The 26,356-nt window shown below is 68.9% G+C and carries 25 protein-coding genes and 1 tRNA gene; 6 read left to right on the top strand and 20 right to left on the bottom strand.

Translation table 11 applies throughout. From position 1 onward, the window contains the following. Positions 1-13: 13 nt before the first annotated feature. The 11 genes from RSP_RS08900 to RSP_RS08850 all read right to left on the bottom strand — a co-directional run bounded on the left by RSP_RS08900 (position 14) and on the right by RSP_RS08850 (position 10,057). Entirely contained in the window at positions 14-688 is a 675-nt protein-coding gene (locus tag RSP_RS08900; RefSeq protein ID WP_002720279.1) for a methionine ABC transporter permease, read from the bottom strand. Further along, on the bottom strand, positions 678-1,739 hold the full coding sequence (locus tag RSP_RS08895; RefSeq protein WP_002720278.1) for a methionine ABC transporter ATP-binding protein: 1,062 nt from the start codon (positions 1,737-1,739) through the stop codon (positions 678-680). The genes RSP_RS08900 and RSP_RS08895 overlap by 11 nt, the downstream gene beginning before the upstream one ends. A gap of 389 nt (positions 1,740-2,128) precedes the next feature. Then, positions 2,129-2,203: transfer RNA gene (locus RSP_RS08890), tRNA-Gly, on the bottom strand. A gap of 60 nt (positions 2,204-2,263) precedes the next feature. Continuing rightward, positions 2,264-3,463, bottom strand: a complete 1,200-nt coding sequence (locus RSP_RS08885) for an OpgC family protein (protein ID WP_011338013.1) — start codon at positions 3,461-3,463, stop codon at positions 2,264-2,266. Then, a complete protein-coding gene (gene mdoH, locus RSP_RS08880) occupies positions 3,456-5,243 on the bottom strand; it encodes a glucans biosynthesis glucosyltransferase MdoH (protein WP_002720276.1) in 1,788 nt (595 codons plus the stop codon). The genes RSP_RS08885 and mdoH overlap by 8 nt, the downstream gene beginning before the upstream one ends. Before the next feature lie 3 nt (positions 5,244-5,246). Further along, positions 5,247-5,447, bottom strand: a complete 201-nt coding sequence (locus tag RSP_RS08875; protein WP_002720275.1) for a hypothetical protein — start codon at positions 5,445-5,447, stop codon at positions 5,247-5,249. After that, entirely contained in the window at positions 5,447-7,069 is a 1,623-nt protein-coding gene (locus tag RSP_RS08870; protein WP_009563902.1) for a glucan biosynthesis protein, read from the bottom strand. Before RSP_RS08870 ends, RSP_RS08875 begins: the two co-directional genes overlap by 1 nt. 320 nt (positions 7,070-7,389) lie before the next feature. Continuing rightward, positions 7,390-7,662 carry a hypothetical protein gene (locus RSP_RS08865; RefSeq protein ID WP_011338012.1) on the bottom strand — a complete coding sequence of 91 codons (273 nt, stop codon included), beginning with the start codon at positions 7,660-7,662 and terminating at the stop codon, positions 7,390-7,392. Between the two features lie 114 nt (positions 7,663-7,776). Beyond that, positions 7,777-8,409 carry an acyl-homoserine-lactone synthase gene (locus tag RSP_RS08860; RefSeq protein WP_011338011.1) on the bottom strand — a complete coding sequence of 211 codons (633 nt, stop codon included), beginning with the start codon at positions 8,407-8,409 and terminating at the stop codon, positions 7,777-7,779. A 176-nt stretch (positions 8,410-8,585) separates the two neighbouring features. Beyond that, positions 8,586-9,287 carry a LuxR family transcriptional regulator gene (locus RSP_RS08855; RefSeq protein ID WP_002720271.1) on the bottom strand — a complete coding sequence of 234 codons (702 nt, stop codon included), beginning with the start codon at positions 9,285-9,287 and terminating at the stop codon, positions 8,586-8,588. A gap of 110 nt (positions 9,288-9,397) precedes the next feature. Next, positions 9,398-10,057: a helix-turn-helix transcriptional regulator gene (locus tag RSP_RS08850; RefSeq protein ID WP_011338009.1), complete on the bottom strand. Its 660-nt coding sequence runs from the start codon at positions 10,055-10,057 to the stop codon at positions 9,398-9,400. Positions 10,058-10,104: 47 nt separating this feature from the next. Here RSP_RS08850 and RSP_RS08845 point away from each other — a divergent pair, with 47 nt between their 5' ends. The 6 genes from RSP_RS08845 (at position 10,105) to RSP_RS08820 (ending at position 17,177) form a co-directional block, all read left to right on the top strand. Continuing rightward, positions 10,105-10,587, top strand: coding sequence for an autoinducer binding domain-containing protein (locus RSP_RS08845; protein ID WP_009563908.1), 483 nt, complete (start codon positions 10,105-10,107; stop codon positions 10,585-10,587). 252 nt (positions 10,588-10,839) lie between these two features. Then, a complete protein-coding gene (locus RSP_RS08840; protein ID WP_011338008.1) occupies positions 10,840-11,610 on the top strand; it encodes a phosphatase PAP2 family protein in 771 nt (256 codons plus the stop codon). A 334-nt stretch (positions 11,611-11,944) separates the two neighbouring features. Further along, a complete protein-coding gene (locus RSP_RS08835; RefSeq protein WP_011338007.1) occupies positions 11,945-12,919 on the top strand; it encodes a cytochrome c oxidase subunit II in 975 nt (324 codons plus the stop codon). Beyond that, positions 12,916-15,489: a cytochrome c oxidase subunit I gene (gene ctaD, locus RSP_RS08830; RefSeq protein ID WP_011338006.1), complete on the top strand. Its 2,574-nt coding sequence runs from the start codon at positions 12,916-12,918 to the stop codon at positions 15,487-15,489. The genes RSP_RS08835 and ctaD overlap by 4 nt, the downstream gene beginning before the upstream one ends. A gap of 10 nt (positions 15,490-15,499) precedes the next feature. Then, entirely contained in the window at positions 15,500-15,907 is a 408-nt protein-coding gene (locus RSP_RS08825) for a hypothetical protein (protein WP_011338005.1), read from the top strand. A 25-nt stretch (positions 15,908-15,932) separates the two neighbouring features. Beyond that, positions 15,933-17,177, top strand: a complete 1,245-nt coding sequence (locus tag RSP_RS08820) for a c-type cytochrome (RefSeq protein ID WP_011338004.1) — start codon at positions 15,933-15,935, stop codon at positions 17,175-17,177. A gap of 21 nt (positions 17,178-17,198) precedes the next feature. Here the strand turns inward: RSP_RS08820 and RSP_RS08815 are convergent, their stop codons facing one another. The 9 genes from RSP_RS08815 to nuoH form a co-directional block, all read right to left on the bottom strand. Further along, positions 17,199-17,543: a DUF4112 domain-containing protein gene (locus RSP_RS08815; protein WP_011338003.1), complete on the bottom strand. Its 345-nt coding sequence runs from the start codon at positions 17,541-17,543 to the stop codon at positions 17,199-17,201. Then, entirely contained in the window at positions 17,540-18,991 is a 1,452-nt protein-coding gene (locus tag RSP_RS08810) for a phospholipase D-like domain-containing protein (RefSeq protein ID WP_023003668.1), read from the bottom strand. Before RSP_RS08810 ends, RSP_RS08815 begins: the two co-directional genes overlap by 4 nt. A 77-nt stretch (positions 18,992-19,068) precedes the next feature. Further along, positions 19,069-20,412, bottom strand: a complete 1,344-nt coding sequence (locus RSP_RS08805; RefSeq protein WP_011338001.1) for an NADH-quinone oxidoreductase subunit N — start codon at positions 20,410-20,412, stop codon at positions 19,069-19,071. Further along, positions 20,412-21,860, bottom strand: a complete 1,449-nt coding sequence (locus RSP_RS08800; protein ID WP_002720260.1) for a complex I subunit 4 family protein — start codon at positions 21,858-21,860, stop codon at positions 20,412-20,414. The genes RSP_RS08805 and RSP_RS08800 overlap by 1 nt, the downstream gene beginning before the upstream one ends. Then, on the bottom strand, positions 21,851-23,953 hold the full coding sequence (locus RSP_RS08795; protein ID WP_002720259.1) for an NADH-quinone oxidoreductase subunit 5 family protein: 2,103 nt from the start codon (positions 23,951-23,953) through the stop codon (positions 21,851-21,853). Before RSP_RS08795 ends, RSP_RS08800 begins: the two co-directional genes overlap by 10 nt. A gap of 1 nt (position 23,954) precedes the next feature. Next, complete coding sequence (locus RSP_RS08790; RefSeq protein ID WP_011338000.1) at positions 23,955-24,263, bottom strand: NADH-quinone oxidoreductase subunit NuoK; 309 nt, start codon at positions 24,261-24,263, stop codon at positions 23,955-23,957. Further along, the gene (locus tag RSP_RS08785) at positions 24,260-24,754 is read right to left on the bottom strand and encodes an NADH-quinone oxidoreductase subunit J family protein (RefSeq protein WP_011337999.1); all 495 of its coding nucleotides are present in this window, start codon (positions 24,752-24,754) and stop codon (positions 24,260-24,262) included. The genes RSP_RS08790 and RSP_RS08785 overlap by 4 nt, the downstream gene beginning before the upstream one ends. Further along, positions 24,751-25,245 (bottom strand): NADH-quinone oxidoreductase subunit NuoI, encoded by a 495-nt coding sequence (nuoI, locus tag RSP_RS08780; RefSeq protein WP_009563922.1) that lies wholly within the window; start codon positions 25,243-25,245, stop codon positions 24,751-24,753. The genes RSP_RS08785 and nuoI overlap by 4 nt, the downstream gene beginning before the upstream one ends. Then, a complete protein-coding gene (gene nuoH, locus RSP_RS08775; protein WP_011337998.1) occupies positions 25,242-26,198 on the bottom strand; it encodes an NADH-quinone oxidoreductase subunit NuoH in 957 nt (318 codons plus the stop codon). Before nuoH ends, nuoI begins: the two co-directional genes overlap by 4 nt. Between the last annotated feature and the right edge of the window lie 158 nt (positions 26,199-26,356).

Here is a 26,356-nt window from a genome sequence, read left to right as displayed (position 1 = left end):
TGGGAGGCAGGGATCAGCGGCCGCGGTTGCGCGGCGCGCGCCGGTCGACGGCACGGGCGATGCCCTCGCCGACCGATTGGACGAGCTGGACGAGCACGACGAGGATCACCACCACGGCCGCCATGACCTCGGGCATGAACCGCTGGTAGCCGTAGCGGATGCCGAGATCGCCCAGGCCCTCGCCGCCGACGGCCCCCACCATGGCGGAATAGCCGATGAGGCTGACCAGCGCGAGCGTAAGCCCTAGCGCGATCCCGGGCAGCGCCTCGGGGATCAGCACCTTGCGGATGATCTGGAAGGGCGTGGCCCCCATGGCGCGGGCGGCCTCGATCAGCCCGCTGTCGACCTCGCGGATCGCATTCTCGACCAGCCGGGCGATGAAGGGGATGGCCGCCACCGTCAGCGGCACGATCGCGGCCGTGGTGCCGATCGAGGTGCCGGCCAGCGCGCGGGTGAAGGGGATGATCGCCACGACGAGGATGATGAAGGGCACCGAGCGCGTCGCATTCACCACGAGCCCCAGCACCTTGTTCACGAGCGGCGCAGACAGAAGCTCGCCGCGCTGCGAGGTGGCGAGGAAAACGCCCAGAGGCAGGCCGAAGGCGGTGCCGAGCACGCCCGATACGGCGACCATGTAGAGCGTCTGAAGCGTGGCTTCGAGAAGGAGGGGGGTCAGGTTAGCCCACATAGCCCAGCACCTCCGTCAGCAGCTGATGGCGTTCGAGATAGGCCCGCGCTTCGGCCCCGCGCGGCGTCTCGACCGAGACGAGCAGGTTTCCGAACGGATGCGGCCCGATCTCCTCGATGGCGCCCGCAAGGATGTTGACCGCGATCCCGAGTTCGCCCGTCAGGCGCGCCAGCATCGGATCGGTGGCGTGGCGTCCGGCGAAGGTGATGCGGATGACCTCCTGCGACGGACCCTCGGGCGGGGCAGGGCGCAGGCGGCTCGCCACGAAGGCGGGGAGCGTCACGCCGGTCACGCCCGACAGGAAGGAACGGGTCGTCGGATGCTCGGGGCGCACGAAGATGTCATAGGTGGGGCCCGCCTCGACGATGCGCCCGCCGTCGATCACCGCCATGTGGGTCGCGATGTCGCGCACGACGCCCATCTCGTGGGTGATGAGCAGGATCGTGAGGCCGAGGTCACGGTTGATGTCGGCGAGAAGGCGCAGCACCGTCTGCGTCGTCTCGGGATCGAGCGCCGAGGTCGCCTCGTCCGACAGGAGCACCTTCGGCCCGGTGGCCAGGGCGCGCGCGATGCCGACGCGCTGCTTCTGCCCACCCGAGAGCTCGGCGGGGTAGCGGTCTGCCAGAGCTTCGAGACCCACCCGCGCGATCAGGTCGGCCACACGGGTCCGGATCTCGGAAGAGGGGCGGCCTGCAATCTCGAGGGGCAGCGCCACATTGCCGAAGACGGTGCGCGAGGCGAGCAGGTTGAAATGCTGGAAGATCATGCCGACCTCGCGGCGGATCTCGCGCAGCTCGGCGCCGTCCGCGGCCCCCACGTCCCGCCCGCCCACGAGCACCCGGCCGCCGGTCGGGCGCTCGAGCCCGTTGACCATGCGAAGGAGCGTGGATTTGCCCGCGCCGGAGCGGCCGATGATGCCAGTGATCGCACCGGGCTCGACCGTCAGCGTGCAGTCCGACAGCGCCATGACCGGCGCACCGCCCTTCTGCGCGAAGGACTTCTCCACCCGGTCGAAGGTGATCGCCGCCCCGGTTGCCTGTTCGTCTCGCATTCGGGATGCCCGCTGCCTCAAACTCGTTCGCGGACGATAAAACTTATCAGCGCGGGAGGCACAAGCCCTGCGGGCTTCTCCCGGCGCTTCGGCGGCAGAACCTTCGGCCCAAGGGCTGCGCGGCACTCGGGTCCCGCGTTCCGCCGGAGCGGCCGCGCCTCGTCCTGTCGGTCTGCCCGACGATGCCGCATCGGGAGAGCGTTCTTATTGTGCGCGCCGGTGTTGCCCCGGGAAGAGCCGCGTGCCGCGCCGGGTGGGTTGATCGGGAAATCCGCATGAAGGCCCGAGCGTCGCAGCGGGAAGCCCACGTCGCGATCGAACCACGCGCCGAGTATCGACACGGATCCGCAAACGACGAAGGGCACCCGTGAGGGTGCCCTTCGGTCTTCTGGAGCGGGCGATGAGATTCGAACTCACGACCCTTACCTTGGCAAGGTAATGCTCTACCCCTGAGCTACGCCCGCGCTCCGTGAGGCGGGTATTAGCGGAGCCGCCGGGAGGCTGCAAGAGGCAATTTGCAGCTTTCAGGCCGTCCCGCGCGCAGCGGTCTGGGGCGCCGTCGCAGCCCCCGCCGGCGCGACTTTCGGGGCGGGGCGGGCCGACGCCTCTCCCTTCCAGCGGTCCGCGAGCCAGGCCACGCCGAACTGCACCGAAAGCCCCATGGCCAGCAGCAGCGTGTCGAACAGGAACTGGTCTCCGGTCAGATCCTTGACCCCCTGCAGCGCGAAACAGAGGATGGTGCCGGTGGCGAAGACCTGCAGCGAGTGCCGCCCGAGCAGGGCGAAGGGCTCGGCCCAGCCAGAGGCCGCCAGATGGCGCACCCAGCCGAGTGTGCTGAGCAGGTAGGCCAGCGCCAGCACATGAAGAAGCCGCGGAACGGTGGCAAAGGTCTTGTCGAAGGCGGTGATGTAGAAGGGCAGGCCCAGATCCCGGTTCAGGACACGCATGAAATGGTTCATCATGTCGTAGACCACAGGCACCTTCAGCCAGATCAGCGCCAGCAGCAGATAGGCCGCCGTCAGGGCCTGCAGCCACGGCAGGATCGGCACGAATCGCTTGCCCTTCTTCAGGGCGACGCCGGTCAGCAACCCCATGACGAAGATGATCTGCCAGGCGAGCGGGTTGAAGAACCAGCCGCCCGGATTGGGGAAGTTCGGCAGGTTCAGCCGGAACTGGCCGGTGAGTGCCCAGAGCAGCACCGAACCGACGAGAAGCGTCCGCGGAAACCGCAGCGCCGCCAGAATGAGGGCCGGTGTGACCAGTAGCAGCGTCGCATAGAGCGGCAGGATGTTCGTGTAGCCGAGCTGGTGGGTCAGCGCGGGCACGCCGATCAGGAAGCCCAGAGGCTTCTGGAACAGGATCCAGACCTGATTCTGGTGCAGCAGATCCGGGGCCGCGAACCAGAGCGCGAAGGCCGCCGAAATGGCGATGGCCCAGAACGTCGTGAGGAGGTGGACGAGATAGAGCGTCCAGGCCCGGCGCCAGATCTTGCGGGCCGCGGCCCAGGTCGGCGTCCAGAAACCCTTGGAATAGGCGAGGCCGGCCGCGATCCCCGACATCAGCACAAAGCCCTCGGCCGCGTCCGAGAAGCCGAAATTGCGGCTGGTGAAATTCTCCCAGACCGTTCCGGGCACATGGTTGATGAAGATCATCACCAGAGCCAGACCGCGGAAGAAGTCGAGCCGCTTGTCGCGTCCCGCGACCCTGGGGGGATGGTCAGGCATGGCTCACCGCCAGCGCCGGAACAGCCTCGGGCGCGGGGCTGCGCTCCCAGTCGGCGAGGATTGCGTCATGCGCCAGAAGCACCGGCGTCGGCGCGACTTCGAGCGGCATGGTGAAGAGCGCCGAGCGGCTGCGCTTCGAGGTGACCGCGATCACGAGCGGCGAGAAGATCATGGGAAGGGCCACCGGAAGCAGCCAGGGCACGAGGCCCGGAGCGAAGTAATAGGTGGCGCCGATGCCGATAAGGCCCCAGGTCACGATCCAATGGCTGGCCGACCAGGCCTGCGCCACGGAGAGGCTGCCGTCGCCGCGATTGTTGGTGGGCCAGCCGCCATCGCGGCCGAGCAGCACCTGCAGCACCGAACGGGTCTGAAAGGCCATGAGGATCGGCGCGATGATGCTGGAGAAGACAAGCTCGGCCAGCGTCGAGACGAGGACGCGCCCGGCACCGCCGAAGCCCGCCGCGCGGCCGGTCACGATGGCCTCGATGGCGATCATGAGCTTGGGCAGCAGCAGAAGGCCGAAGATGCCCACGGCGAGGCCGATGGCTTTCCAGGTCTCGTCCGAGGGGAAGACCGGGAAGGGCCAGTAGGGCACCGGGAAATAATCGAGCGGCGGGGCGAAGAAGGGCGCCGCGATCGAGGCCATGATGAAGCCCAGCCAGAAGAGCGGCGCGATATAGGCCATGATGCCCTGCAGGAACACGAAGCGGTTCCAGCCGCAGAGGCCGGGAGCGAACAGGATGCGCCCGTGCTGGAGGTTGCCCTGACACCAGCGCCGGTCGCGCTTCGCATGGTCCACCAGATTTTCGGGGCCTTCTTCGTAGGAGCCGCGGATGTCGTCATCGAACCGGACGATCCAGCCTGCGCGTGCAAGGAGCGCCGCCTCGACATAATCGTGGCTCATGACATGGCCGCCGAAGGGGGGCGGACCCGACAGCTCGGGCAGGCCGCAGCTTTCCGCGAAAGCCTGTACTCGCACGATGGCATTGTGGCCCCAGAACGGGCCGGTGCGGCCCTGCATCATCGCCAGCCCGCGCGCGAAGACCGGCGCATGGAGCGCGGCCGAGAACTGCATCGACCGCCCGAAGCGCGCGCGCGCCTTCGTCACCACCGGCAGCGTCTGGAGCAGCCCGAGACGCGGCTCGGCCTCCATCCGGCGCACCATGTCGACCAGCGTTTCGCCTTCCATCAGGCTGTCGGCATCGAGGATCACGGCGAACGGATAGGCGGAGCCGGACTTCTGGATGAAATCCTCGATATTGCCCGCCTTTCGGCCGCGGTTCACCGCGCGGCGGCGGTAGAAGATGCGACCCTCGGCATCGCGCTCGCGGAGAAGGCGCAGGAACCAGAACCGCTCGCGCGCGGCGATGGCCTCGTCCCGAGTGTCAGAGAGGATCGCGAAATGGAACAGGTCGCGCCAGGGCGTGGCGGCGAGAGACGCGTCCATCGCCGCGATGCGCGAGAAGGTCGCTACAGGATCCTCGTTATAGACGGGGACGAGAATAACCGTGCGCGTTGAGATCGGCGCGTCGGGCGACACGTTCGCGGGCCGCTGCGGGCGCGAGAAGAGGCCGAGCACCGCATGGGCGGCACCCCACCCGAGCCACGAGGTCGAGACGAGGATCAGCACGCTCCGCGTGATGTCCATCGAATCGAGCCCGTCGGTCGAGCCGAACTGCAGAAAAAGAAAGAAGGCCCCGGCTGCCGCGGTGAGGCTGATCGCCGCCGCAACGAGACGCGAGGCCAGCGTGACGGCGCGACGGCGCCGCTCCGCGGGCATGGCTCAGTGCTCCGGCCTCGGGGCACCCACCCCGAACAGCCGCAGCATCGAGAACAGGCCGGTCGCGGCCGGTTCAAGCTGCTGCTTGGGCATGGCGCAGGGCGCGGCCGGAGGTGCGCCGATCCGGTCCACCAGAACCGCGATATCTTCGACCGAGCTCGCCTCGAGGGCGCCGGTCTGCAAGGAGTCGGCAGAATTCGACATCAGGCTTTCATCCACTGATAGAGCCATGTTTCCGAGAGTTTCCGTCCATAACCGGCGATGTGCGCCGCCAGTTCCACCGTGGCCCCCTCGGCTGCGGCCACGTCGAGAACGAGACGCCATATGTCCATCCCGTCCAGCCGTTCAAGAGTCTGCGTGACGATTTGTCCGTGCTGCACGGAGGTGATGGCTTCCACCTCGGCGTCCCCGGGAAGTCCGCCCAACAGACCCCCCTTGAAATCAATGACGAACTTGCGGGTCTCGCCCGTATTCTCCACCCCCGAAACGCCGCCGTGACCGGCCCGCGTCTCCCAGATGTGGGCGATGTCGGACGGCTCTTCGATGGGCAGAGCCCCCCACCGAAGGCGGTAGGCGAATTCGCGCGCATCGCCGGCGGAGATCTGCCCTTCCGGCACCCAGAAGGCCACGATGTTGTCGTTCGTCTCGTAGCGGGTCGGGATCTCGACGAGCCGCACCATCCCCTTGCCCCAGTCGCCGATGGGCTCGACATCGACCGAGGGCCGCAGCTCGTAATGGGCTTCGGCGTCCTGATAGTCGTCGAAGGACCGCTTGCGCTGATGCAGGCCGAAGGCCTGCGGGTTCTCCTCGCCGAAGTAGCTGCTGGCGAGCCGCGGCGGGTTGTTCAGCGGCCGCCAGAGGATGTCGCCGTCGCGGCGCCGGACGGCCAGGCCGTCGCTGTCGTGCACATTGGGGCGGAAATCGTCGTAGGTGGCGCGGTTCTTCTCGCTGAAGAGGAACATCGAGGTCAGCGGTGCCACGCCGAGCTGGGTCACAGCGCTGCGGAAGAAGAGACGCGCCGTCACCTCGATCATCGTCTCGATGCCGGGCGTGATGACGAAGCGGTAGGCGCCGGTGACGCTCGGGCTCTCCATCGCGGCATAGAGGACGGCCGACAGGCCGCCGCCGTGCGGGCGCTCGAGATAGAAGCGCGAGAAGCGGGGAAATTCCTCGGGCGCGGAGGTGGCCGTGTTGACGGCCAGCCCGCGGGCCGAGATGCCGTAGCCGTTGCCGCGGCCGAGCGCGCGGAAGTAGCTCGCGCCGAGAAAGGCCACGAGCTCGTCGAAGACGTCCGGCCGGTTCAGCGGGAAGTTCAGCCGGAAGCCCGCCACGCCGGGCAGGTCCACATGGGCCGCCACGCGGGTGGACAGTTCGTTGCGGTATTCGAAATCGTCGGTCGAGAAGCGAACCTCGTGCACATAGCCGTCGGTCACGTCATAGAGGCGGACCGGAGCGCCGAACAGCCAGCCGAGGTGGAAGGCCTGGATCCGGAACATGCTGTCCGTATCCGCCCAGCGGGAGCGGTCGGTGCGGAAGTTGATCGAGCGGTAATCGTCGTACTGCAGCTCGCCCAGGAACCCCGTCAGGTTCTCGGGCTCGACATGCGGCTGCGTGGCCGCGACCCGCATCTCTTCCGTCAGCCAGTCATAGCTGAACTGCTGCGGCGCAGCGACCGGAACAGAGGCCGGAGGCGCGTCGGCAGGCGCCTCCTGAGCCCGGAGGGGCAGCCCCATGAGCCCGCTTGCAGCGAGGGCGAGCGACGAACTTGCCGCGCTGAGCAGCAGGCGCCGGTTCAGGCGGGCGGAGGGGGCGGCAGGAGCGGGCATATCAGAGAGACGACGTCCGTTTTTCAATGGCTTGCAGAGCGCAATTCCAAGATTCGCATCGTCCAGCAATATGGTTGTGCCGCAGGCACTTGCAAGCGCAGGCAGCGTCGCATCAGGGGCGTGAGCGCGGATTCGCCGAAGATGTGTGCAAATGAGCGCACCTTCTCGCGCCAGACGCCCCGGAGGTTCGGACGCCGCCTCAAAACGCGCGCCCGGTGGCTGATGCTGCGGTGCAGACAGGCAGAGGAAGAACCGCGGTCAGGCCTCTGAGTCGCGGCTGCCGCGACGGCAGGAAGGGTCAGGCGCCGGGCCCATCGGGCTCAGTCGCGCTTCTCGGGGTAGGGGCGGCGGAGATAGAACAGCCGCTCGCTGGCCGGGGTCGTCTCCGCAGCCTCGGATTGCACCGCAGGCGCGATCCGTTCGGCCGCCTCGGCGAGCGCTGCCTCGATCTCGGTCAGCCCGTGGCGCTCGGCATAGCCCACGAGCGAGATCAGGTGAGGCACAAGCCAGCCGTGCTCGCCCCGGTCGTCCCGCGGGGGGCGCCGGGCGGCGAGTTCGGTCACCTTCTGCCGGTCTGGCTCAGGCTGCGCCATGCTGATCCTCCGTGGGGCGGCGGGCGGCCATGTGCGGCCGCCAGTCCGAAGTGCCTGCGTCAGACCTGGTCCGCAACCGGGAAGATCCGGGTTGCGGCGGATGTCTGCCGCCGTTCAGGCGATGACCGTCTGCGGTTGCGTCACGTCGTGGTAGATGCCGGCGAAATCGCGGATGCGCTTCACACGCTCTTCCGAGCAGTCCATCAGCGCGGCCAGAGCCGTCACCTTGCCCATCGGCTTCGGCGTGCCGACATAGCCCTGCGGCGCATTGCCCGACCGCTTCAGCACGCGGTCCATCACCGGATCGATCACGGCGACCGCATCGGTCACACCCGCCGACATGGCGAATTCGAAGGCGCCGATCATCACTTCGCTCGTGACATAGGCGATCGAATTGCGGGCGCGGCCCGAAACCAGGCGGTCGGTGTCGACACAGAAGCGCGTGGCTTCCCAGAGAGTTGCGCTGCGCAGCGGAGGCTCTCCGTCCAGGATCGAGCTGAACACGTCGGAGAGCATGTGCGGGCCCGTCGTCTGAAGCAGGCGCATGCAGCCGACCACGCGGCCCTCGTCATCCACGCTCACGACGTGAGCCGGATCCAGGTCGTCGAAGCGGTCGCGCTCCATGCCCTGCGAAATCTGAACGTCCCAGCCGAGACGGTCCGCAAAAACGCGCTTGCGCAACCGGAACATGTCCTTCACGATGTCTGCGTGCTCGCGGAGGTTGAGCGAGTCGATAATGAAGATCATTCTTCAATCCCCAAGGTTGCGTAACATACGGCTATAGTTGCGCATCCCGACCCGTTTCGGCTATGAGGGGAATCCCGTAGCCGGAAGGCTTCCTTTGGCAATTTCCGGTTGAATTTCGGTCCTCTGGGGCAGGGATAGGGCTCAAAGTGCCTCATACGCCTTCCGGCGGAGCACTCTCACCTCGGATAGACCAGACCCAGCCCGATCGCACGGCCCACGGCCTGCACCGTCGAGAGGGTGCCGAGCTTCTCGCGCGCCGAGCGCAGGTGCACCTCGACCGTGCGGTGCGAGATGCCGAGGATGTCGCCGATGTCCGTCTGCGACTTGCCCGCCGCCGCCCATTGCAGGACCTCGATCTCGCGCGTGGAGAGCCTCGGCTGGCGCAGGGCGCGTGAGATCACGTCCGACCGCATGACCGCATCGTGCAGGTGGACGGCCGCAACCTGCAGCTCGCCGATCACGGCGCGCTTGTGCTTCTCCCATTCCGGGCGGGCGCAGTTGCGCGTCACCGACAGAAGGCCCCGGTCGCCGTAGGGGCCGCGGACGGGCACCGTCAGCCCCTGAGGGGTGATGCCGAAATCCTCGGCCGCAAAGAACACGGCCCGGAAACGCTCGTCGCGCTCGAAGCGGCTCCAGTCCACGGGGGCGATGCTCAGCGCCGACTTGTGGATGGTGGGATCCACGCGGTGCAGGTTGCGCCGCATGTAGTGCATCTTCCAGCTGTCGGGATAGTTGGCATAGCCCTGGACCGCGCCCGTCATCGGACTCGTTGTCGCATAGGAGGCATAGTCGAAGCCCAGCTTCTGGCAGAGCTGGTCGATGTAGTCGAGGAAGCTCGCATCGTCCGTGGCAACTGTGCTGAGGTCGATGATGTCCATGCCGGCTCCCCCCGGCCACCGCGCAGCCGTCCTGCTTATTTAGCACGTTCCAAACACCTTTGGGAGCCGTGCCTGACGTTGCGTCACTACACCTGCGGATTGCTGCCGCGCTATAGGATGCCGCGACTCGCGGCGACCGAGGCGGCCTGGGCCGCGGTCTTGGCGTTCATCCGCTGGGCCGCGCCCTTCAGGCGGGCCTTGACGGCGCTCTCCGAGATCCCCAGCGCATAGGCCATCTGCTTGTACCGCATGCCTGTCGACAGCATCCGCAGCACTTCGACCTGGCTTTCGGTGAGCGACTGCGGCTCGTTGACATGGAGCGTGGTCAGCAGCTCGCGCAGGTCGACGATCTCGGCGTCGCTGAACTCCCGGTCGGCGCGGGCGAAGATGCCGAAGCTCTTCTTCGGCACGGGTCCGCGCCCCGCAAGACATATCGTGGCCCCGTAGCGCATCCCATACTGCCGGTAGCGTGCGATCACCCCCAGCGGGTCGGGCTGGTCGACTGCGCTCCAGCGCAGCGCGCCATGGTTGGTGAAGGTCCAGCGCATCAGCGGGTCCTGAAGGGCGAGGCCACGAGCCGTGTAAAGTTCGACGAACTGCTCCGGGAAGGTGTTCAACTCGTCTTCGGGGGAGTAGAATCCGAGCCGGAGGGCCACATAGAATCCCGCTTGTGCGATCTGCAGGAATGCTTCCTTCATGTCTGACAGATGCATAAGCTTGTGCTGTTCCATTGTAATCCGACAGACCATAAAGTAGCAGTCGCGGGGCATGATGCCGTGCCTCTTTCTGATACACAACCTGCGGGCCGATACAAAGCATGGTGAACGTTCCGAGCGTACGTGATCTACTTTCCGCCGTGGCCGCCCATTCCGACTGGCACTTCGCCATCGGGGTCCGGATCCGCTTTGCCAATCCGACTCTGCTCTACCAGACCTACCCTCAGGAGTGGGTGAACCTCTATGCGGAGAAGGCGATGATCTTCGTCGATCCGACGGTGCGGTGGGGTCTCGAACATCCGGGGATCTGCCGCTGGAGCGAGCTTCGCGACATGGACGAGCAGGGAGTCATGGAAAAGGCTGCGGAATATGGCCTGCGGTACGGGCTGGTGGTCTCGGTCGGCGAAGCGTCGGCGCGGACGCTCGGCTTCTTCTGCCGCAACGACCGCGAGCTCGACGATGCCGAAGCGCAGTTCGCGCTCGAGCATGTGCAGCGGCTTCACGATCTGACCGACGGGATCGCCAAAAGCTCCGAAGCGCAGCTCGCCGAGCTTCGCAACCTGGGCGCGACGCTGCGTCACTGATTCGTCGGGCGGCCGGATGCGGCGCTTCGGGCTGCGGGTCTGATCTCGTGCCGATTCTCGGGCACCGCCAAGCGATGGGGCGGGGCGCTGGCCCGCATCCTGACACTCGCCGTCTCGGGAGGGCCGGGCTCTTTCCTGCCCCCTGACGCTCGCGGGAATGGGATTTGCCGCGGCCTTGCTCTCCCTGCCGCAGCCCCTATCATCCAGCCCCTGCGCTGTCCCGAGCGCTATGCGCAGCAGTCCCGAGGCGGCATGACACGACCTTCCTTCCGTTCCCTATCGAAACTTGCCTTGCGTCTCGGCACATGGGGCGAGCGCTGGACGGTGGCGTTCCTCCTCGCGATCTCGGCGCTTGGCTGGGCCTTCGCCCAGCTGGCCGATGAGATCGTCGAGGGCGACTCGCATGCTTTCGACGAGTGGCTGCTCCTGCTCATGCGCAACCCCGCCGATCCCTCCGATCCGCTGGGGCCCGCATGGTTCGAGGAGCTCGCCCGCGACGTGACCGCTCTGGGCGGCGTGGGGATCCTCGCCTTCATCACTCTGGCCGTGGCGGTCTTTCTCGGGCTCACCGGCCGCTGGCGGACCATGTGGTTCGTCCTGATCGCCACCGGCAGCGGTCAGGCGCTGAGCTTCACCGCCAAGCGCTTCTTCGACAGGCCGAGGCCGGACCTCGTCCCGCACGAGACGATCACTTACACGGCGAGCTTTCCGTCGGGCCATGCGATGATGGCGGCCGTCACCTACCTGACGCTGGCGGCGCTCGTGGCCCGCACGCAACCGCGCCTGTGGGTCAAGGTCTATATCTTGACCCTCGCCGTACTGGTCACGGTGGCCGTCGGCACGAGCCGGGTCTATCTGGGCGTCCACTGGCCGACTGATGTGCTGGCTGGCTGGACCGCCGGTTCTGCCTGGGCGCTCGGCTGCCTTCTCGTTGCGCGCTGGCTGCGGCGCCGTCGGATGATCGAGGCCTCGCCGGAAACAGAGGGGGCCGAGGGCCGCCCGCTTCCGACCGTCGCTCGCTGACGGCGCGCCAGCCGGGTCTGCGTCGGCGGTCCTCCCTCCAAAGCTCTGTGGTCCCACCTCGACAGGCGCCGGATGGGCGAAGCCGACGTGGCCGTCCATCGCGGGATGCGTCCGGTCCCGAGCCGGAGGCGGATCTTCCGAGTTGGCGGGGAAGGGTGCATCGTCCGCCCGTCCGAGAGTTTTCAGGGCCTGGACGTGCGGCCGCGACCCCGGACCTCTCCTCGCTGAAAAAGTCCCTGCGGGACCTCGGAACGAAGTCACGGCACCACACGTTCCCGTGATGGAGCCGTGCGATCCCGCATGAGGTGCGGCACCGGGGAAACCGAGGGGCGGAATGCGAGCGCGATACCGGGCAGGCCTCGGCCTTCTCATCCTGACGATATCGGCCGGATGCGGCGGACCTCAGTCGGTCTTTTCGGCCGGCGGCGCGGATGCCCTGCAGATCAATCGCCTCTTCACCGTGATGCTGGTGGGGGCCGTCCTGCTCTGGCTGTCTCTGAACGGCCTCTTTCTCTACGTCACCCGCCGCAGGCCCGGCCGCATGTCGCGCAAGCTGGCCGAGGCGGTCATCATCGGCGGCGGCATCGTGCTGCCGCTCGTAGTGCTGACGTCCCTTCTGTCGTGGGGCCTGTCGATCATGCCGGACCAGCGCGCGCCCGGCGACGGGCTGCGGGTGCGCATCACTGGCGAGGAATTCTGGTGGCGGGTGGACTACTACCCTCCGGGCTCCGAAGAGCCCGTGGTCTCGGCCAACGAGCTGCGCATGCCCGCCGGCCGCCGCACCGAGATCGAGCTGCTGGCCGGGCGCGTGATCCATTCCTTCTGGGTGCCGGGCCTCGGCGGCAAGACCGACATGATCCCCGGGCGGACCACCCGGATGTCGCTCGAGCCGGTGACGCCCGGCATCTACCGTGGCCAGTGCGCCGAATTCTGCGGCGCCTCGCACGCGCTGATGGCCATGAATGCCGTCGTGCTGGAGGAGGCCGAATTCGCCCGCTGGCTCGAGGCCGAGGCCGCCCCTGCACGGGCCCCCGAGGGCGAGGGACAAGCGATCTTCTTCCGGGAAGGCTGCGGCGCCTGCCACGCAGTCCGCGGCACGCCGGCCGCGGGCGTCGTCGGCCCCGATCTCACCCACATCGGCAGCCGCACGACGCTCGCCGCAGGGATCCTGCCGATGGAGCGGGGGGCGCTGGTCTCCTGGATCGCGCATGCGGAGGCCTTCAAGCCCGGCGTGCGGATGCCCGCCTATGGCCATCTGTCGAAGGCGGAACTCGAGGCCCTGGCGGCCTGGCTGGAGGCGCTCGAATGAGAAAAGTCCGCGACACCGACGCGCCGGTTCCCGAAGGTCCCTTTCCGCCGACCGAGGCCATGCTCGCCGAGCCGGTGCCGACCGAGGTCGCCGAGGCGCAGGCCGACCGGCTGCGCCGGGTCTGGGCGACACCCAAAGGCTGGCGCTACTGGTCGGCGGTGAACAACACCGAGGTGGGCGTCTGGTATGCCCTGACGGCGCTCGCCTTCATGCTCTGCGCGGGCGTGCTGGCGCTGCTGATGCGGGTGCAGCTCGCCGTGCCCCACAACGACTTCCTCTCGGCCGACCGGTTCAACCAGTTCTTCACGATGCACGGCTCGGCGATGATGTTCCTCTTCGCCGTTCCGATGTTCGAGGCGATCTCGATCATCCTGCTGCCCTCGCTTCTGGGCGCGCGGGACCTGCCGTTCCCGCGCCTGTCGGCCTATGGCTACTGGTGCTTCCTGATCGGGGGCGTCTTCGTGCTGGGCTCGATCCTGTTCGATGCGGCGCCTCGCTCGGGCTGGTTCATGTATCCGCCGCTCGCCACGCAGGACGAGGGGCTGGGCTCGGACATCTGGCTTCTGGGCCTGTCCTTCATCGAGGTGGCCTCGATCGCCGCCGCAGTCGAGCTGATCGTGGGCGTGTTGAAGTGCCGCCCGCCGGGGATGCGCGTCAATCTGATGCCGCTCTACGCTTGGTATGTGCTGGTCGTGGGCGGCATGATCCTCTTTGCCTTCCCGCCGCTGATCGCGGGCGATCTCCTGTTCGAGATGGAGCGCGGGTTCGACTGGCCCTTCTTCGATCCCGAAAGGGGCGGGGATCCGCTGCTCTGGCAGCACCTGTTCTGGATCTTCGGCCATCCCGAGGTCTACATCATCTTCCTGCCCTCGATCGCCCTTGCCGCGATGATCGTACCCACGGCGGCGCGCACCCCGATCGTGGGCTACTCCTGGATCGTGCTCTCGGCGGTGGGGACGGGCTTCATCAGCTTCGGCCTCTGGGTGCACCACATGTTCACCACCGGGCTGCCGGCCCTGTCGCTCGGCTTCTTCTCGGCGGCCTCCGAGGCGGTCGTCATCCCCACGGGCATCCAGCTTTTCGCCTTCGTGGCCACCCTCATGGTGGGCCGCGTGAAGATGATCCTGCCGATGCTCTGGATCGCGGGCGGTCTCGCGGTCTTCACCGCAGGCGGGCTCACCGGCGTCATGGTGGCCATCGCGCCCTTCGACTGGCAGGTCCACGACACCTATTTCATCGTGGCCCACCTCCATTACACGCTGTTCGGCGGCATGGTCTTTCCGGTCATCGCGGGCGTCTATTACTTCTACCCCGTCATCGCCAAGAAGACCCTGTCGGAGCGGCTGGGGCGCTGGTCCTTCTGGCTGCTCTTCACCGGCTTCAACGTGACCTTCCTGCCCATGCACCTGACCGGGCTGAAGGGGATGCCCCGGCGCGTCTTCACCTATCCCGGCCATGTCGGCTGGGACTGGCTGAACCTCGTCTCGACCGTCGGCGCCTTCGTGATGGCGGCCGGCTTCGCGGTCTTCGTCTGGGATCTCCTGCGCCCGAAGCGGGCGAAGCTCTCCGAGCGCAACCCGTGGGGAGCCGGCACGCTCGAATGGACCCACGATCTCGAGGACGAATCCTGGGGCGTCCGCTCGATCCCCTACATCGACACGCGCTATCCGCTCTGGCAGCAGCGGGAGCTCGTGGACCGGATGGATGCCGGCCGCTTCTACCTGCCCGATGCCGAGGCGGGGCGGCGCGAGACGCTGGTGACCTCGGTGATCGACGGCCGCCCGCTCCAGCTTCTGCGGATCGGGGGGCCGACCTGGAAGACGATCTGGGCGGCAGTCTTCACGGGCGGCGCCTTCATCTTCCCGACCTTCGCCTGGTACGGGCCTGCCATCGTCAGCGCGGTTCTGGCCGTGGCCATGGTGGTCTGGTGGCTCTGGACCGGATCGGCCGAGATCCCCGAGAAGGAGATGGCCGACGTGGGGCTTGGGCTCCGGTTGCCGATCTATGTCTCGGGCTCCGGGGCGGTCGGCTGGTGGGCCGTCTGGATCACGATGCTGGGTGACAGCACGGCCTTCGCGAGCCTGGTGTTCGGGGTCTTCTTCTACTGGACGGCGGGCACCGACTATCCCCCCGCGGGCGCTGCGCACGCGGACGGACCGCTGGCCCTCGCGGCGCTGGCGCTGGGCGCGGCCTCCTGGGCGCTGACGCTCGCCGCGCGCGAGGCGAACCGCCGGCACCGCACGGGCCTTGCCCGGCTGTGCCTCTCCGCAGCGCCGCTCCTGACGCTCGCGACCGGGGCCGCGCTGATCGCCTCGCCCCATGTGGCGGGCCTCGAGCCCACGGAGCATGTCTATCCGGCCAGCATGTGGGTCCTCGTGGTCTGGACCGTCGCCCACCTGATCGCGGGCCTGATCTTCCAGCTCTACGGGCTGGCGGGCCTGATCTTCGGGCGGATCACGCCACGCTACGACGCGCCTTTGTGGAACTCGGCCCTGTTCTGGCACTTCCTGGGGCTGACCGTGCTGGTGACGGTGGCGATGATCGCGGGTGCGCCGCGGGTGCTGGGCTGAGGGGGGCGGCATGAGCGACGAGCGGAAGATCTCGCAGGAGCAGGAATTCTCCGAGGAGCGCGCGAGCCTCTGGAAGATCACCTTCGCCCCCACGATCTGGGCTGTGCATTTCGTGCTCTGCTACGGAGCGGCCGCCGTCTTCTGCGCCAAGGTCCCGCGCGCGGAAGCGGAAGTCGATCTCTTGCGCTGGGGCATGGCCGCGCTGACGCTGCTCGCCCTCGCGGGCATCCTGCTGGTGGCCCGCAGCGCCTGGCGGCAATGGGATTTCCTCGACGATCACGATTACTCCCACGCGGGCGGCAACAACGAGGACCGGCACGAGTTTCTGGGCCACGCGGCCTTCCTGCTCGCCATCGTCTCCTTCGTGGGCACCGTCTACACCGCGCTGCCCGCGCTATTTGCGGGGACCTGTCGATGAAATCGCGCACCCCGGAGGGATCCGCATGAGACCTGTCCTGCTTCTGGGAGGTCTGGCCGTGGCGGGGGCGCTGGCCGGGTTGGCCGTGGTCTTCCTCGGCCTCTACAACACCTCGGCGCGGAGCGGGCATTGGCCGGGCGTGAGCTGGGTGCTCCACACCACCTTCCGCAACTCCGTCGAGCTGCGCGCCCCGTCGCCCGAGGAGGTGCCCGATCTGACGGAGCCCATGGTGCGCCTCGGCGCCCGGCACTATGCCTCGGCCTGCGAGACCTGCCACGGCGCGCCGGGCACGATGCGGACGGCCACGATCCGCGCGATGGTGCCCGCGCCTCCGCCCATCGCCGAGGCGGTCGGTTCATGGACGCCGGCCGAACTCGGCTGGATCGTGCGCGAGGGCGTGAAGATGTCCGGGATGCCGGGCTGGCCCTCGGTGCGCAACGACGAGGTCTGGTCGGTCGTGGCCTTCCTCACCCGCGTGGGCAGCATGACCCATGAGCAATATGCGGCGCTGGTGGGACCCGCCTCCACCGAGGGCCCGCCGGGCTTCGGCTATTGCGCCGGATGCCACGGCACCGACGGCGTGTCGGGCAATGCGCGCATTCCCCGGCTCGACATCCAGACCCCGGACTATCTGGAGATGGCGCTGCTGTCCTATCGCGACGGGCGGCGGCAGAGCGGCTACATGACACATGCCGCCTCCGCCGTGCCGGGCGAAAGGCTGCGGGCGCTGGCGCAGCGCTTCGGCCGGGTGCGTGCCGGCGGCGAAGAGGGGGCCACACGCCCCGCCGCGGGACCGGAAGCCCCGGCGGACACACCCGCATGGGACGTCCCGCTCACCACCCTCTCCGGGTCCTTCCACGGCGGGCCGGAACCTGCCGCCGCCGTGGCGACGCTCAGCGAGCCGGTCGCGGGCTCGGTTGCCGCCGCTGCGGGAGAGGCGCCGCGGGGCGAGGCCGCGGCCGCGGCCGCCGTTGCGGCGGATCCCGTGGTGCGCGGACGCGCTCTGGCGACGGCCGAGGCCGGGCTTCGGGACGTGCCGGCCTGCCAGTCCTGCCACGGCCCCGATGCCGAGCGCAGGCGTTCCGACACGCCGGCGCTTGCCGGGCAATATCGCGCCTATCTCGAAGTGCAGCTGCGGCTCTGGCGCGACGGGGTGCGCGGCGGCGGGCCGCGGGCCCCGCTGATGACGGAGGCGGCAAAGCTCCTGAGCGATGCGGAGATCGTGGCTCTCGCGGCCTATTACGCCTCGCTTCCGCCGGACGCGCCCTGACGAACCCGTGGCGGGCAGCCTCTAGCGCGTCTCCTCCAGATGCCGGCGGAGCAGGGCCATGTTGCGCAGGTTCGACTTGAAGGCCACATCGAACAGCGTGCCGAGGAGCGGCACGCTGCCCCCCACGAGGTCGATGCCGCAATTGGCCGCCATCCGCAGGATGACGGACCTCGGAACGCCCAGCCTGCTGGCCCGCCAGATCAGCCAGGCCCCGGGCAGCGCCGTCACCGCATCGCCGAGACCCGGCACGATGCTCGCAATCCCGTCCCAGCCGAAGCGGATGCCGAAGAGACGGAAGCGCGCATCGAGGAGCCGCGCCAGATCGTCGAGCCGCTGGAGCTCGCGTTGCCGCTCGGCGGGGGTCATGACGCGCGCCCGAGCCCGGCCCAGCCGCTCCGCCTGCGCCAGAAGCGCGACACGCGCTCGGGATCGAGCAGGTCGTTCTCGGCGATCACATTCTCGCCGATGGGGCCCAGCTCCGGCGGCTCGAGCGGCCGCAGCGACCGCCCCGGACCGCGCAGGGATTCGATGGCCGCAATCAGCGAGCCCTTGGCCCTCAGCACGTCCTGAAAAGTGGCAAGCGGCACGCCCAGATGCTCAGAGATCAGGTCGTCGCGCAAGAGCGTGATCCGCTCCTGCAGGCCACTGTCGGCGGGGCCCGCCTCGACCGAGAGATCGCATTCCGTGTCGAACCCCATCGAGCGGTTGTTGAGGTTCGAGGAGCCGACCTTCAGCAGATGCTCGTCCATGACCAGAACCTTGGCATGGACATAGATCGGCTGCCCCTTCAGCGTCACCGGATGGTAGATGCGGAACCGGTCGTAGCGGTCGGCCTCGGCGATCTCCTTGAGAAGCTTGGCGCGGGCGGCGCCCATCACCGTCTCCTCCAGCCAGCCGCTCGCGGTCAGGGGATTGACCACCACGATCTCGGGGCCCTCGGGCTCGCGCAGCCGCGCGGCGATGGCATCCCCGATCCGGCGCGAGGCGAAATACTGGCTTTCGATATAGATGGACCGCTCGGCCCGGGCGATGATCTCGAGATAGAGCTTCTCGATCTCATGCACGCCCTTCCGCTCGCCATATTCCGGCAGCGTCCGCGAGATGCCGATGTCCACCCCCTCGAAGAGCGGCTCGAGCCCCTCGAGCCAGCGCGTCTCGCAGGCCGGCGGCGGCTCGAGCCGCTCGCCGGTGGCCTGCTCCCAGCGGTCGCGCGTGATCTGGCCCAGGGCCGCCGCCGCTGGTCCGTTCACCGCGGTCGTCACATCGTGCCACGGCCCGTAGGCCCGCCGCGTGGTGGGCCTACGCCGGTGCGGGTCGTCGTCGAGATGGTCGCGCGTGTCCCAGCGGTCGGCGGTCATGTCGATGCCGCCGCAGAAGGCCAGCACATCGTCGATCACCACGATCTTCTGGTGATGCACCGAGGACAAAGGGTGGGCGCTGTCGAGGCGCAACTTCATCCGCCTGTCCGTCAGCCAGTCCAGCACGAAGAGCGGGGTCGAGCCGCGCCCCAGCGCCTTCACGGTGCCGAGGTCCCATTTCAGCACCCGGATCTCGAGTTCGGGTCGGTGGCGCACCACCCAGTTGAGGAAGCGGCCCAGCCGGTCCGGGCTCTTGCCCCGGGGGCCGCGCGGGTCGAGGCGGATCCGCGCATCGAAGTCCCAGGCCACGAGCAGCACCGAGTGGCGCGCCTCGAGAATGGCCTGCTTCACGCGGGCGAAATAGTCGGCGGCATCGATGATGACGGCCAGACGGTCGGCGCGCGCGAGGCGCCAACAGGTTTCTTCGGACCGGAGGATCGGCCGGTGTGGGCTCATGGTGCGGGCTCCCTGACGCTTGCCGCACCAATGATCGCGGTCCACCCGCGGTTCCTGCCGGGATTGTCCCGGATGTCTCAGCCGAGGGCTGTCCGCACGAGGTCTAGGAGCAGGTCGGGCCGGACCCCGAGAAGGAGGGTCATGCCGGTGGCCAGCGCGAGAAGCGTGCGGTCGGACCAGCGGAGCGGGGCAAGGGCAGGAGCCTCCACACGGCGGAAGATCAACGCCACGAAGCGCAGGTAGTAATAGGCTCCGAGGGCCGAGCCCACGAGCGCGAGCGCGAGGAGCAGCCAGGCCCGCGCCTCGATGAGGGCCGAGAAGATCGCATATTTGCCGAAGAATCCCGCCGACACCGGCAGGCCCGCCAGCGAGACGAGCGCCACCGCCAGCGCGGCCCCGGCGAGCGGCCGGGACCAGACGAGGCCGCGCAGATCGCCGATCCGCGTCTCGCGCCCGAGGAGCGTCGCCACACAGAGCGCGGCCAGCAGCCCGGGCGCATAGGCCAGGATGTAGAAGCCCGCGGCCGCCGGCGCCGAAGCCGCGCCCGCCCCCAGCGCCGCCGCGATGTAACCCGCATGGGCCACCGAGGAATAGCCGAGCATCCGCGCCAGACTGTCCTGCCGGAGGGCCGCGATGTTGCCGAGGAGCATCGAGGCGCCGCCGAAGGCCGCGAGGCCGAGTGCCCAGACCTCGGGCAGGCCCACCGCATCGAGCCGGATCAGCGCCACCACCACGGCGATCTTCGAGGCGGCGCCCGCGAAGGCCGCCGCGGCGCCGGGCGCTCCGGTGAAGGCGTCCGGCGTCCACATGTGGAAGGGCACGAGGGCGAACTTGAAGGCGAGCCCTGCGAGGAGGAGCGCTGCGGCCAGCGCCGGAAGCACGCCCTCGCCGCCGAGGGCCACGAGCGCGAGCGACCCCGTCGCGGCATGGGCGAGGGCGAGCCCCATCAGCAGCGTTGCGGCCGCCGCCGCGCCGAGGATCAGGAACTTGTAGCCCGCCTCGAGCGCGGGCCGGTCGAGCGGCAGGACGAAGAGCGCGACGAGGGCCAGCGTGATGAGCTCGAGCCCGAGGAAAAGGGTCGCCGCATGGATGGCGCCCGCGAGCACCGTGCCCCCGAGCGTGGCGAGAAGGAGAAGCGCCGGCCCCTCCTTCGAGGGACCAGCCGGGCGCAGGAAGGCAAGGCTGCCCAGACCCGCGAGGCAGATGCCGAGCCCCGCGAGGCGTGCCAGCCGGTCGTCGGCCAGCAGCTCCGAGAGGCTTGCAGGTGCGCCGAGCCGCAGCGCGAGTGCGACGCTCGCGCAGAGGAGCGCCGTTCCCGCGATCCAGCGCGAGAGGCCGGGCAGGCGGGGGGCGGCCAGCATCGCCGCCACCGCGCCGACACCGAGCAGGATCACGGGCACAAGGGCAGGAAAGCTCGGCATCAGGGAACCGTCACCGACGTAAGGGCCGCCTCGACCGCGCCTTCGAGCGCGCCCATCAGCATCTGCGGCAGCATCCCGAAGAGCAGCGTGGCCACGGCGAGGAGCACGATCGGCCCCATCTCGCGCAAGGTCAGATCCTCGAGCGCGGCTGTCCGGCGCGACGTGCCGAACACCACCCGCTTGAACAGCCGCGTGGCATAGACGACCGACACCACCAGCGAGATGAGCGTGATCGAGGCGAAGATCCAGTTCACCTGGAACATGCCGGTGATGACCAGCGCCTCGCCGAGGAAGTTCGCGGTGCCCGGCATGGCGAGCGCCGCCGAGAAGAAGACCGCGAAGGCGGCGGCAAAGCGCGGCGCGTTCTGCTGGAGCCCGCCCAGCTCGCGCAGGTCGCGCGTGCCGGTCCGGTCATAGAGCGCGCCGATCAGCAGGAACAGCGCCGAGGCCGAGAAGGCATGCGCCACCATCTCGACGCCCGCCCCCATGAGCGAGAAATAGACCCCGCCGCAAATCCCCATGAGCACGATGCTCATGTGCGCAACGGAGGTATAGGCCACCAGCCGCTTGGCGTCGGTCTGCCCGCAGGCCAGAAGCGCGCCGTAGATCGAGCCGAAGGCGCCGAGCGCCAGCCCGAAGGGCGCGAGCGTGGCGAAGCCTTCGGGGAAGAGCATCGGCGGGAAGCGGAAGAGCCCGTAGGCCCCGGTCTTCAGGAGAAGCCCCGCGAGCAGGATCGAGCCCGCGGTGGGCGCCTGGGTATGGGCGTCGGGCAGCCAGGCATGAAGCGGCGGCACGGGCAGCTTCACGAGGAAGGCGCCGGCGAAGCCCAGGAGCAGCAGGACCTGCACCCCGTGCGGGATCTGGCGCTCGGCCACCTCGAAGGCGTCGAACGTGACCCTGTCGCCCGTGGCCCCGAGATAGAAGACCGCGGCCAGGAGCCCCAGCCCCGCCACCGCGTTGAAGACGAGGAACTTCAGCGCCGCCGCCTCGCGGTCGCCATGTCCCCAGACCGAGATCAGCAGGAAGGCCGGAACCAGCATCAGCTCCCAGAAGAAGGCGAAGACGAGGAGGTCGAACGAGAGGAACACCCCGTTCGAGGCCGCCACCGTCCAGAGCAGCGCCGCGTTCAGCAGGCCCGGATATTCGGTGATCTTCCAGGAGACGACGACCGAGACGATCCCGAGCGCCAGCGACACCAGAAGAAGCGCCCCCGAGAGCCCGTCCATGGCGAGGATCACCTGCACCCCCAGCGAGGGCGCCCAGTCGTAGCGCTCGAGCGCGATCCAGCGCCCGTCGCCGGGCGAGAAGAAGCTCGAGATCAGGATGAGGAGCGCGAGGCTCAAGGCCAGGATCGCCACCCAGCGCTCGGCGTCCCGTCCCCAGCGCCCGGCGAAGAGCGCGGCGACCCCGCCGAAGAACGGCAGCAGGATGAGCGCGGTCAGTTCCATGTCGTACCCCATGCAATCACGAGAAGAGCGGCCGTTCCCAGAGCCGCACCGAGCGCATAGTCCCGGCTCCGCCCCGTCTGAAGGGCCGAGGCCAGCACCCAGAGCCGCACCAGACGGTTGGCCGAGCGCATCCAGAACCGGTCGAACCGGTCATGCGCGAGCCGGGTGACCAGCGCCTGCATTCCCCTCTGGGCGAGGGTGACGGGCAGCGTGCCCACCGGATCGACGGTGCCGCCGCGGTGGCCGGTCAGCCAGCGGACGGTATTCACGAAGGGGCGCACGAAGAGCGCTTGATAGATCCCGTCCATCCGCGCGCCGCGGCTCAGCCAGCGCACGATCTGCACATGGCGCAGCTCGAGCTCGGCCTCGGCCCGCGCGCCCATCCGGTTGCCTGCAAGGAAGCGGACGAGCCGGACATAGGGTTCGATCACCCAGCGCTGGAACTTGCGGTCGAGCCGCGTGGGCCGCCGCATGTCGCGCGCGCCCGCGACCGCCGCGGCGAGCGAGGGCACGAAGGTCAGCGCCGCCGCCGTCGCGATGCCCACGAAGGGCGCGAAGGCCGCCACCAGCTCGGGCAGGTGCGAGGGATGCGGCGGCTCGGCGCCGAGGAAGCGGATGATCGGCCCGACCAGCACGCCGCCCAGAAGCGAGCCCGAGGCCAGCACCACGAGCGGCAGGCCGATGAAGGCGCTGCCCCAGCGCTTGCGGTAATGCAGGTCGAGGGCCACGGCATGGCCGTGGCGGGCCCGGCTCAGATGCTCGGGCTCGGGCTGGAGCGCCTCGAACACCGGGCGGAAGGCATAGATGGCGGTGCAGGTCGCGGTGAGAAGCGCCACGCCCCAGACGAGGATGCCGAAGGCGCCGCCGCTCCAGGCGGTGGCGAGGATCGCCTCCTTCGACCACCAGCCCGCGGTCACGAAGGGCAGGCCCGCGAGCGACGAGGCGCCCGCCACATAGGTCACGAAGGCGATGGGCCGTCTGCGCAGCGCGCCGCGCATCGCCATCATGCTGGTGCCCAGATCCGAGCCATGGGTGATGTCGCCCGCGGCAAGGAACAGGAGCGACTTGAACATCGCATGGACGACGAAATGGGCGATGGCCACCTGCGGCGCGCCGAGGCCCACGGCCAGCACCATGAAGCCGATCTGGCTGATCGAGGAATAGGCCAGCAACCGCTTCACATCGGCCTGGAAGATCGCCGAGAGCGCGCCGAAGGCCGCGGTGCCCACGCCGAAGATGGCGGCGATGGTCTGCACCGCGGGCTCGGACATGACGATGGGCGAGAAGCGCGCCAGCATGAAGGCGCCCGCCGCCACCATCGTGGCCGAGTGGAGCAGCGCCGAGACGGGCGTGGGCCCCGCCATGGCCGAGGGGAGCCAGGTGTGGAACGGCACCTGCGCCGACTTGCCGAGGGCGCCTGCGAGCAGCAGGAGCGCGATCACCACATGCCGGTCCTCGGTCATGATCGTGCCCGCGGGGATCAGCACGTCGAGGCGCACGGAATTGGCCTCGAGGAACAGGAGCAGCAGCCCCGCGAGCAGGAAGGCGTCGGCGAAGCGGGTGATGATGAAGGCCTTGCGCCCCGCGGCCACCGCCTGCGGCAGGCCCGTGTTGTAGGCGATGAGGAAGAAGGAGCAGAGCCCCATCAGCTCCCAGCCGAAGAAGAAGGTGATCGTGTCGCCCGCCAGCACCATGGTCAGCATGGCGGCGAGGAACAGGTTCATCAGCGCGAAGAAGCGCCGCAGGTCGGCGATGCGCGCATCCGACATGTAGTCGATGGCATAGGTCATCACCATGGCGCCCACCGCCGCGACCGTGAGGCCCACGAGCGTGCTCATCGGATCGAGCAGCAGCGCCAGCGCCACCTCGGACTGGCCGAAGACCAGCGTGAAGATCGGCATGACGCCCCGGCACTCCGTCCCGAGACAGAGGCCCAGCAGCGGCAGCATGGCGAAGAAGGGCGCGATGCCGCCCAGAAGCGCCAGCCCCTGCACCGCCTTGCGGCGCAGGAAGAACGGATCGAGCCCGAGGATCAGGAACACCGCGAGCGGCGGCGCGGGCACGAGCAGGAGGAGGAGATAGGGGCTCAGCATGTCAGTGCTTCAGCCCCGCGATCGTGTCGCTGTCCTCGACATCCGCGCCCCGGCGCAGCGCGAGATAGAGCGCAAGCCCCAGCGCCACCTCGGCGGCGGCGAGGATGATGATGAGGATGAACATCGCCTGTCCCTGCTGGCTGCCATGGAAGGCGCCGCCGGCGAGGAAGGCGAGGGCAGGGCCCGCCAGCATCATCTCGAGCGAGATGAGCTGGAACAGGATCGCGCGCCGGGCCAGCAGGCCGAAGAAGCCGGTGGCGAAGATCCCGCCCGCAAGCGCGAGGAGGAGGATGAGGGTCGTGACGCTCATGGCTCCTCCCTCCGCCGCCCGAGGTGGCGCGCGCCCATGAGCGCGGCCAGAAGGAGCCCCGAGGCCACCTCGACGGCCAGCGCCCAGGGGCCGAAGAGGATCGCGCCGAGCCCGGCGCCCGTGGCCGGTGCGGCCTCCGGGGCCGAGGTGCGGGTCAGAAGCCCCAGCACCAGCGGAACCGCCACCAGCGCCACCGCGGCGGCCGGGCGTTTCCAGCCCGCGGAGAGCCGCGCCCGCTCGCGCGCGAGCGCCTCGGGCGAGGCATCCGCCGTCATCACGACGAAGACGAAGACCGCGACGATGGCGCCCGCATAGATCAGGATCTGGACGGCGCCGGCAAAGCTCGCCCCCAGCGCGAAGAAGCTGCCCGCCAGCGACAGGAGCGCCGCCACGAGCCAGATCAGCGCATGGACGATCGCCGGCCGCGTCACCGCGAGGATCGCCGAGGCCAGCGCCACCGAGGCGCACCAGACGGCCACAAGGTCGCTCATGGGCAGAGGTCCTTCGGATCGACGGGATCCTGCGCCTTGCCCGCGATGGCCTTGCCCGCCACGTCCCAGTAGCGGTAGCCGGGATGCTTGCCTTCACCGGAAATGAGCAGATCCTCCTTCTCGTATTGCAGGAAGCCGCGGCGGTAGTCGGCAAGCTCGACGTCCGGGGTGAGCTGGATCGCCGAGGTGGGGCAGGCCTCCTCGCAATAGCCGCAGAAGATGCAGCGCGCGAAATTGATGCGGAAGCTCTCGGGATACCAGCGCCCGTCCGGCGTCTCGGCCTTGACCACGTCGATGCAGTCGACCGGGCAGGCGGCGGCGCAGAGATTGCAGGCCACGCAGCGCTCCTGCCCGTCGGGGTCGCGCGTCAGCACGATCCGGCCGCGGGTGCGGGGCGCGAGCGGCAGCTTCTCCTCGGGATATTGCACGGTCTTCGTGGGCGCGAAGATCATCCGCCCCACGCGCAGGATGCTGTCGAGAATGCCCTTCATGCCGCTCTCCCCACCGCGATCCAGGCGGTGACCAAGAGGTTCAGGAGCGCCAGCGGCAGCGCCACCTTCCAGGCAAAGGAGATGAGCTGATCGTAGCGCGGGCGCGGCAGGGCCGCGCGCAGCCAGACGAAGACGACCGAGATCGCGGCCACCTTCAGCCCGAACCAGATCGGCCCCGGCAGGATCGGCCCGGCCCAGCCGCCGAGGAAGAGCGTGGTGAAGAGCGCGGCCACGAGGAGGATCGCCAGATATTCGCCGAGGAAGAAGAGCGCGAAGCTCATCCCCGAATATTCCGTCATGAAGCCCGCCACGAGGTCCTGCTCGGATTCCTGCAGGTCGAAGGGCAGGCGGTGGGCGGCGGCGAGGCCCGCGAGGAAGAAGAGCGCGGCCCCGAGCGGTTGAAGCAGGATGAACCAGAGCCCGCCCTCCTGCGCTGCCACGATGTCGCCCATGCGGAAGCTGCCCGCGAGCAGCACGCAGCCCATGAGCGAGAGGCCGAGGAAGCTCTCGTAGGCCAGCATCTGCGCGGCCGCCCGCAGGCCGCCCAGCATCGCATAGCGGTTGCGCGAGCCCCAGGCGCCCAGCACCAGCGCCCAGACGGTCAGCGCGAGCATCCCCATGACGAAGAGCACGCCCACGTCGAGGTCCGAGATCACGAGGCGGGGGGCGAAGGCCACCACGCCGAAGCCCGCAAGCATCGGGAAGGCCGCGAGCGCCGGCGCGAGCCGGTAGGCCGCGAGATCGGCGCCGGCCGGTGGCGCATCCTCCTTGGTGAGGAGCTTCAGCGTGTCGGCCACCCATTGCAGGAAGCCGAAGGGCCCCACGCGGTTCGGCCCGAGCCGCTCCTGCAGGAAGCCCAGAAGCCGCCGTTCGCCCCAGGTGAAGACGCCCGCCGCTCCGAGAAGCGCCAGCAGCAGGATCAGCGAGAAGAGGGCGATCAGAAGGACGCTCATGCCCGACCCTCCGCGGTGCCGGCTCGGTTCGGGGGGGCGGCATCCGTCGGGACGGCCCGGCCTCGCGCGGGGAGGGATCGGACGCCGTCCCTTGTTGCGAGGGGGGCGGGCGCGGAAAGGCCATCGAGTCCGGGGCTCGATGTCCGGGCGGGGTGGGC

The organism is Cereibacter sphaeroides 2.4.1 (assembly GCF_000012905.2).
Lineage (GTDB): Bacteria > Pseudomonadota > Alphaproteobacteria > Rhodobacterales > Rhodobacteraceae > Cereibacter_A > Cereibacter_A sphaeroides.
This window is presented reverse-complemented; position numbering and strand designations above follow the sequence as displayed.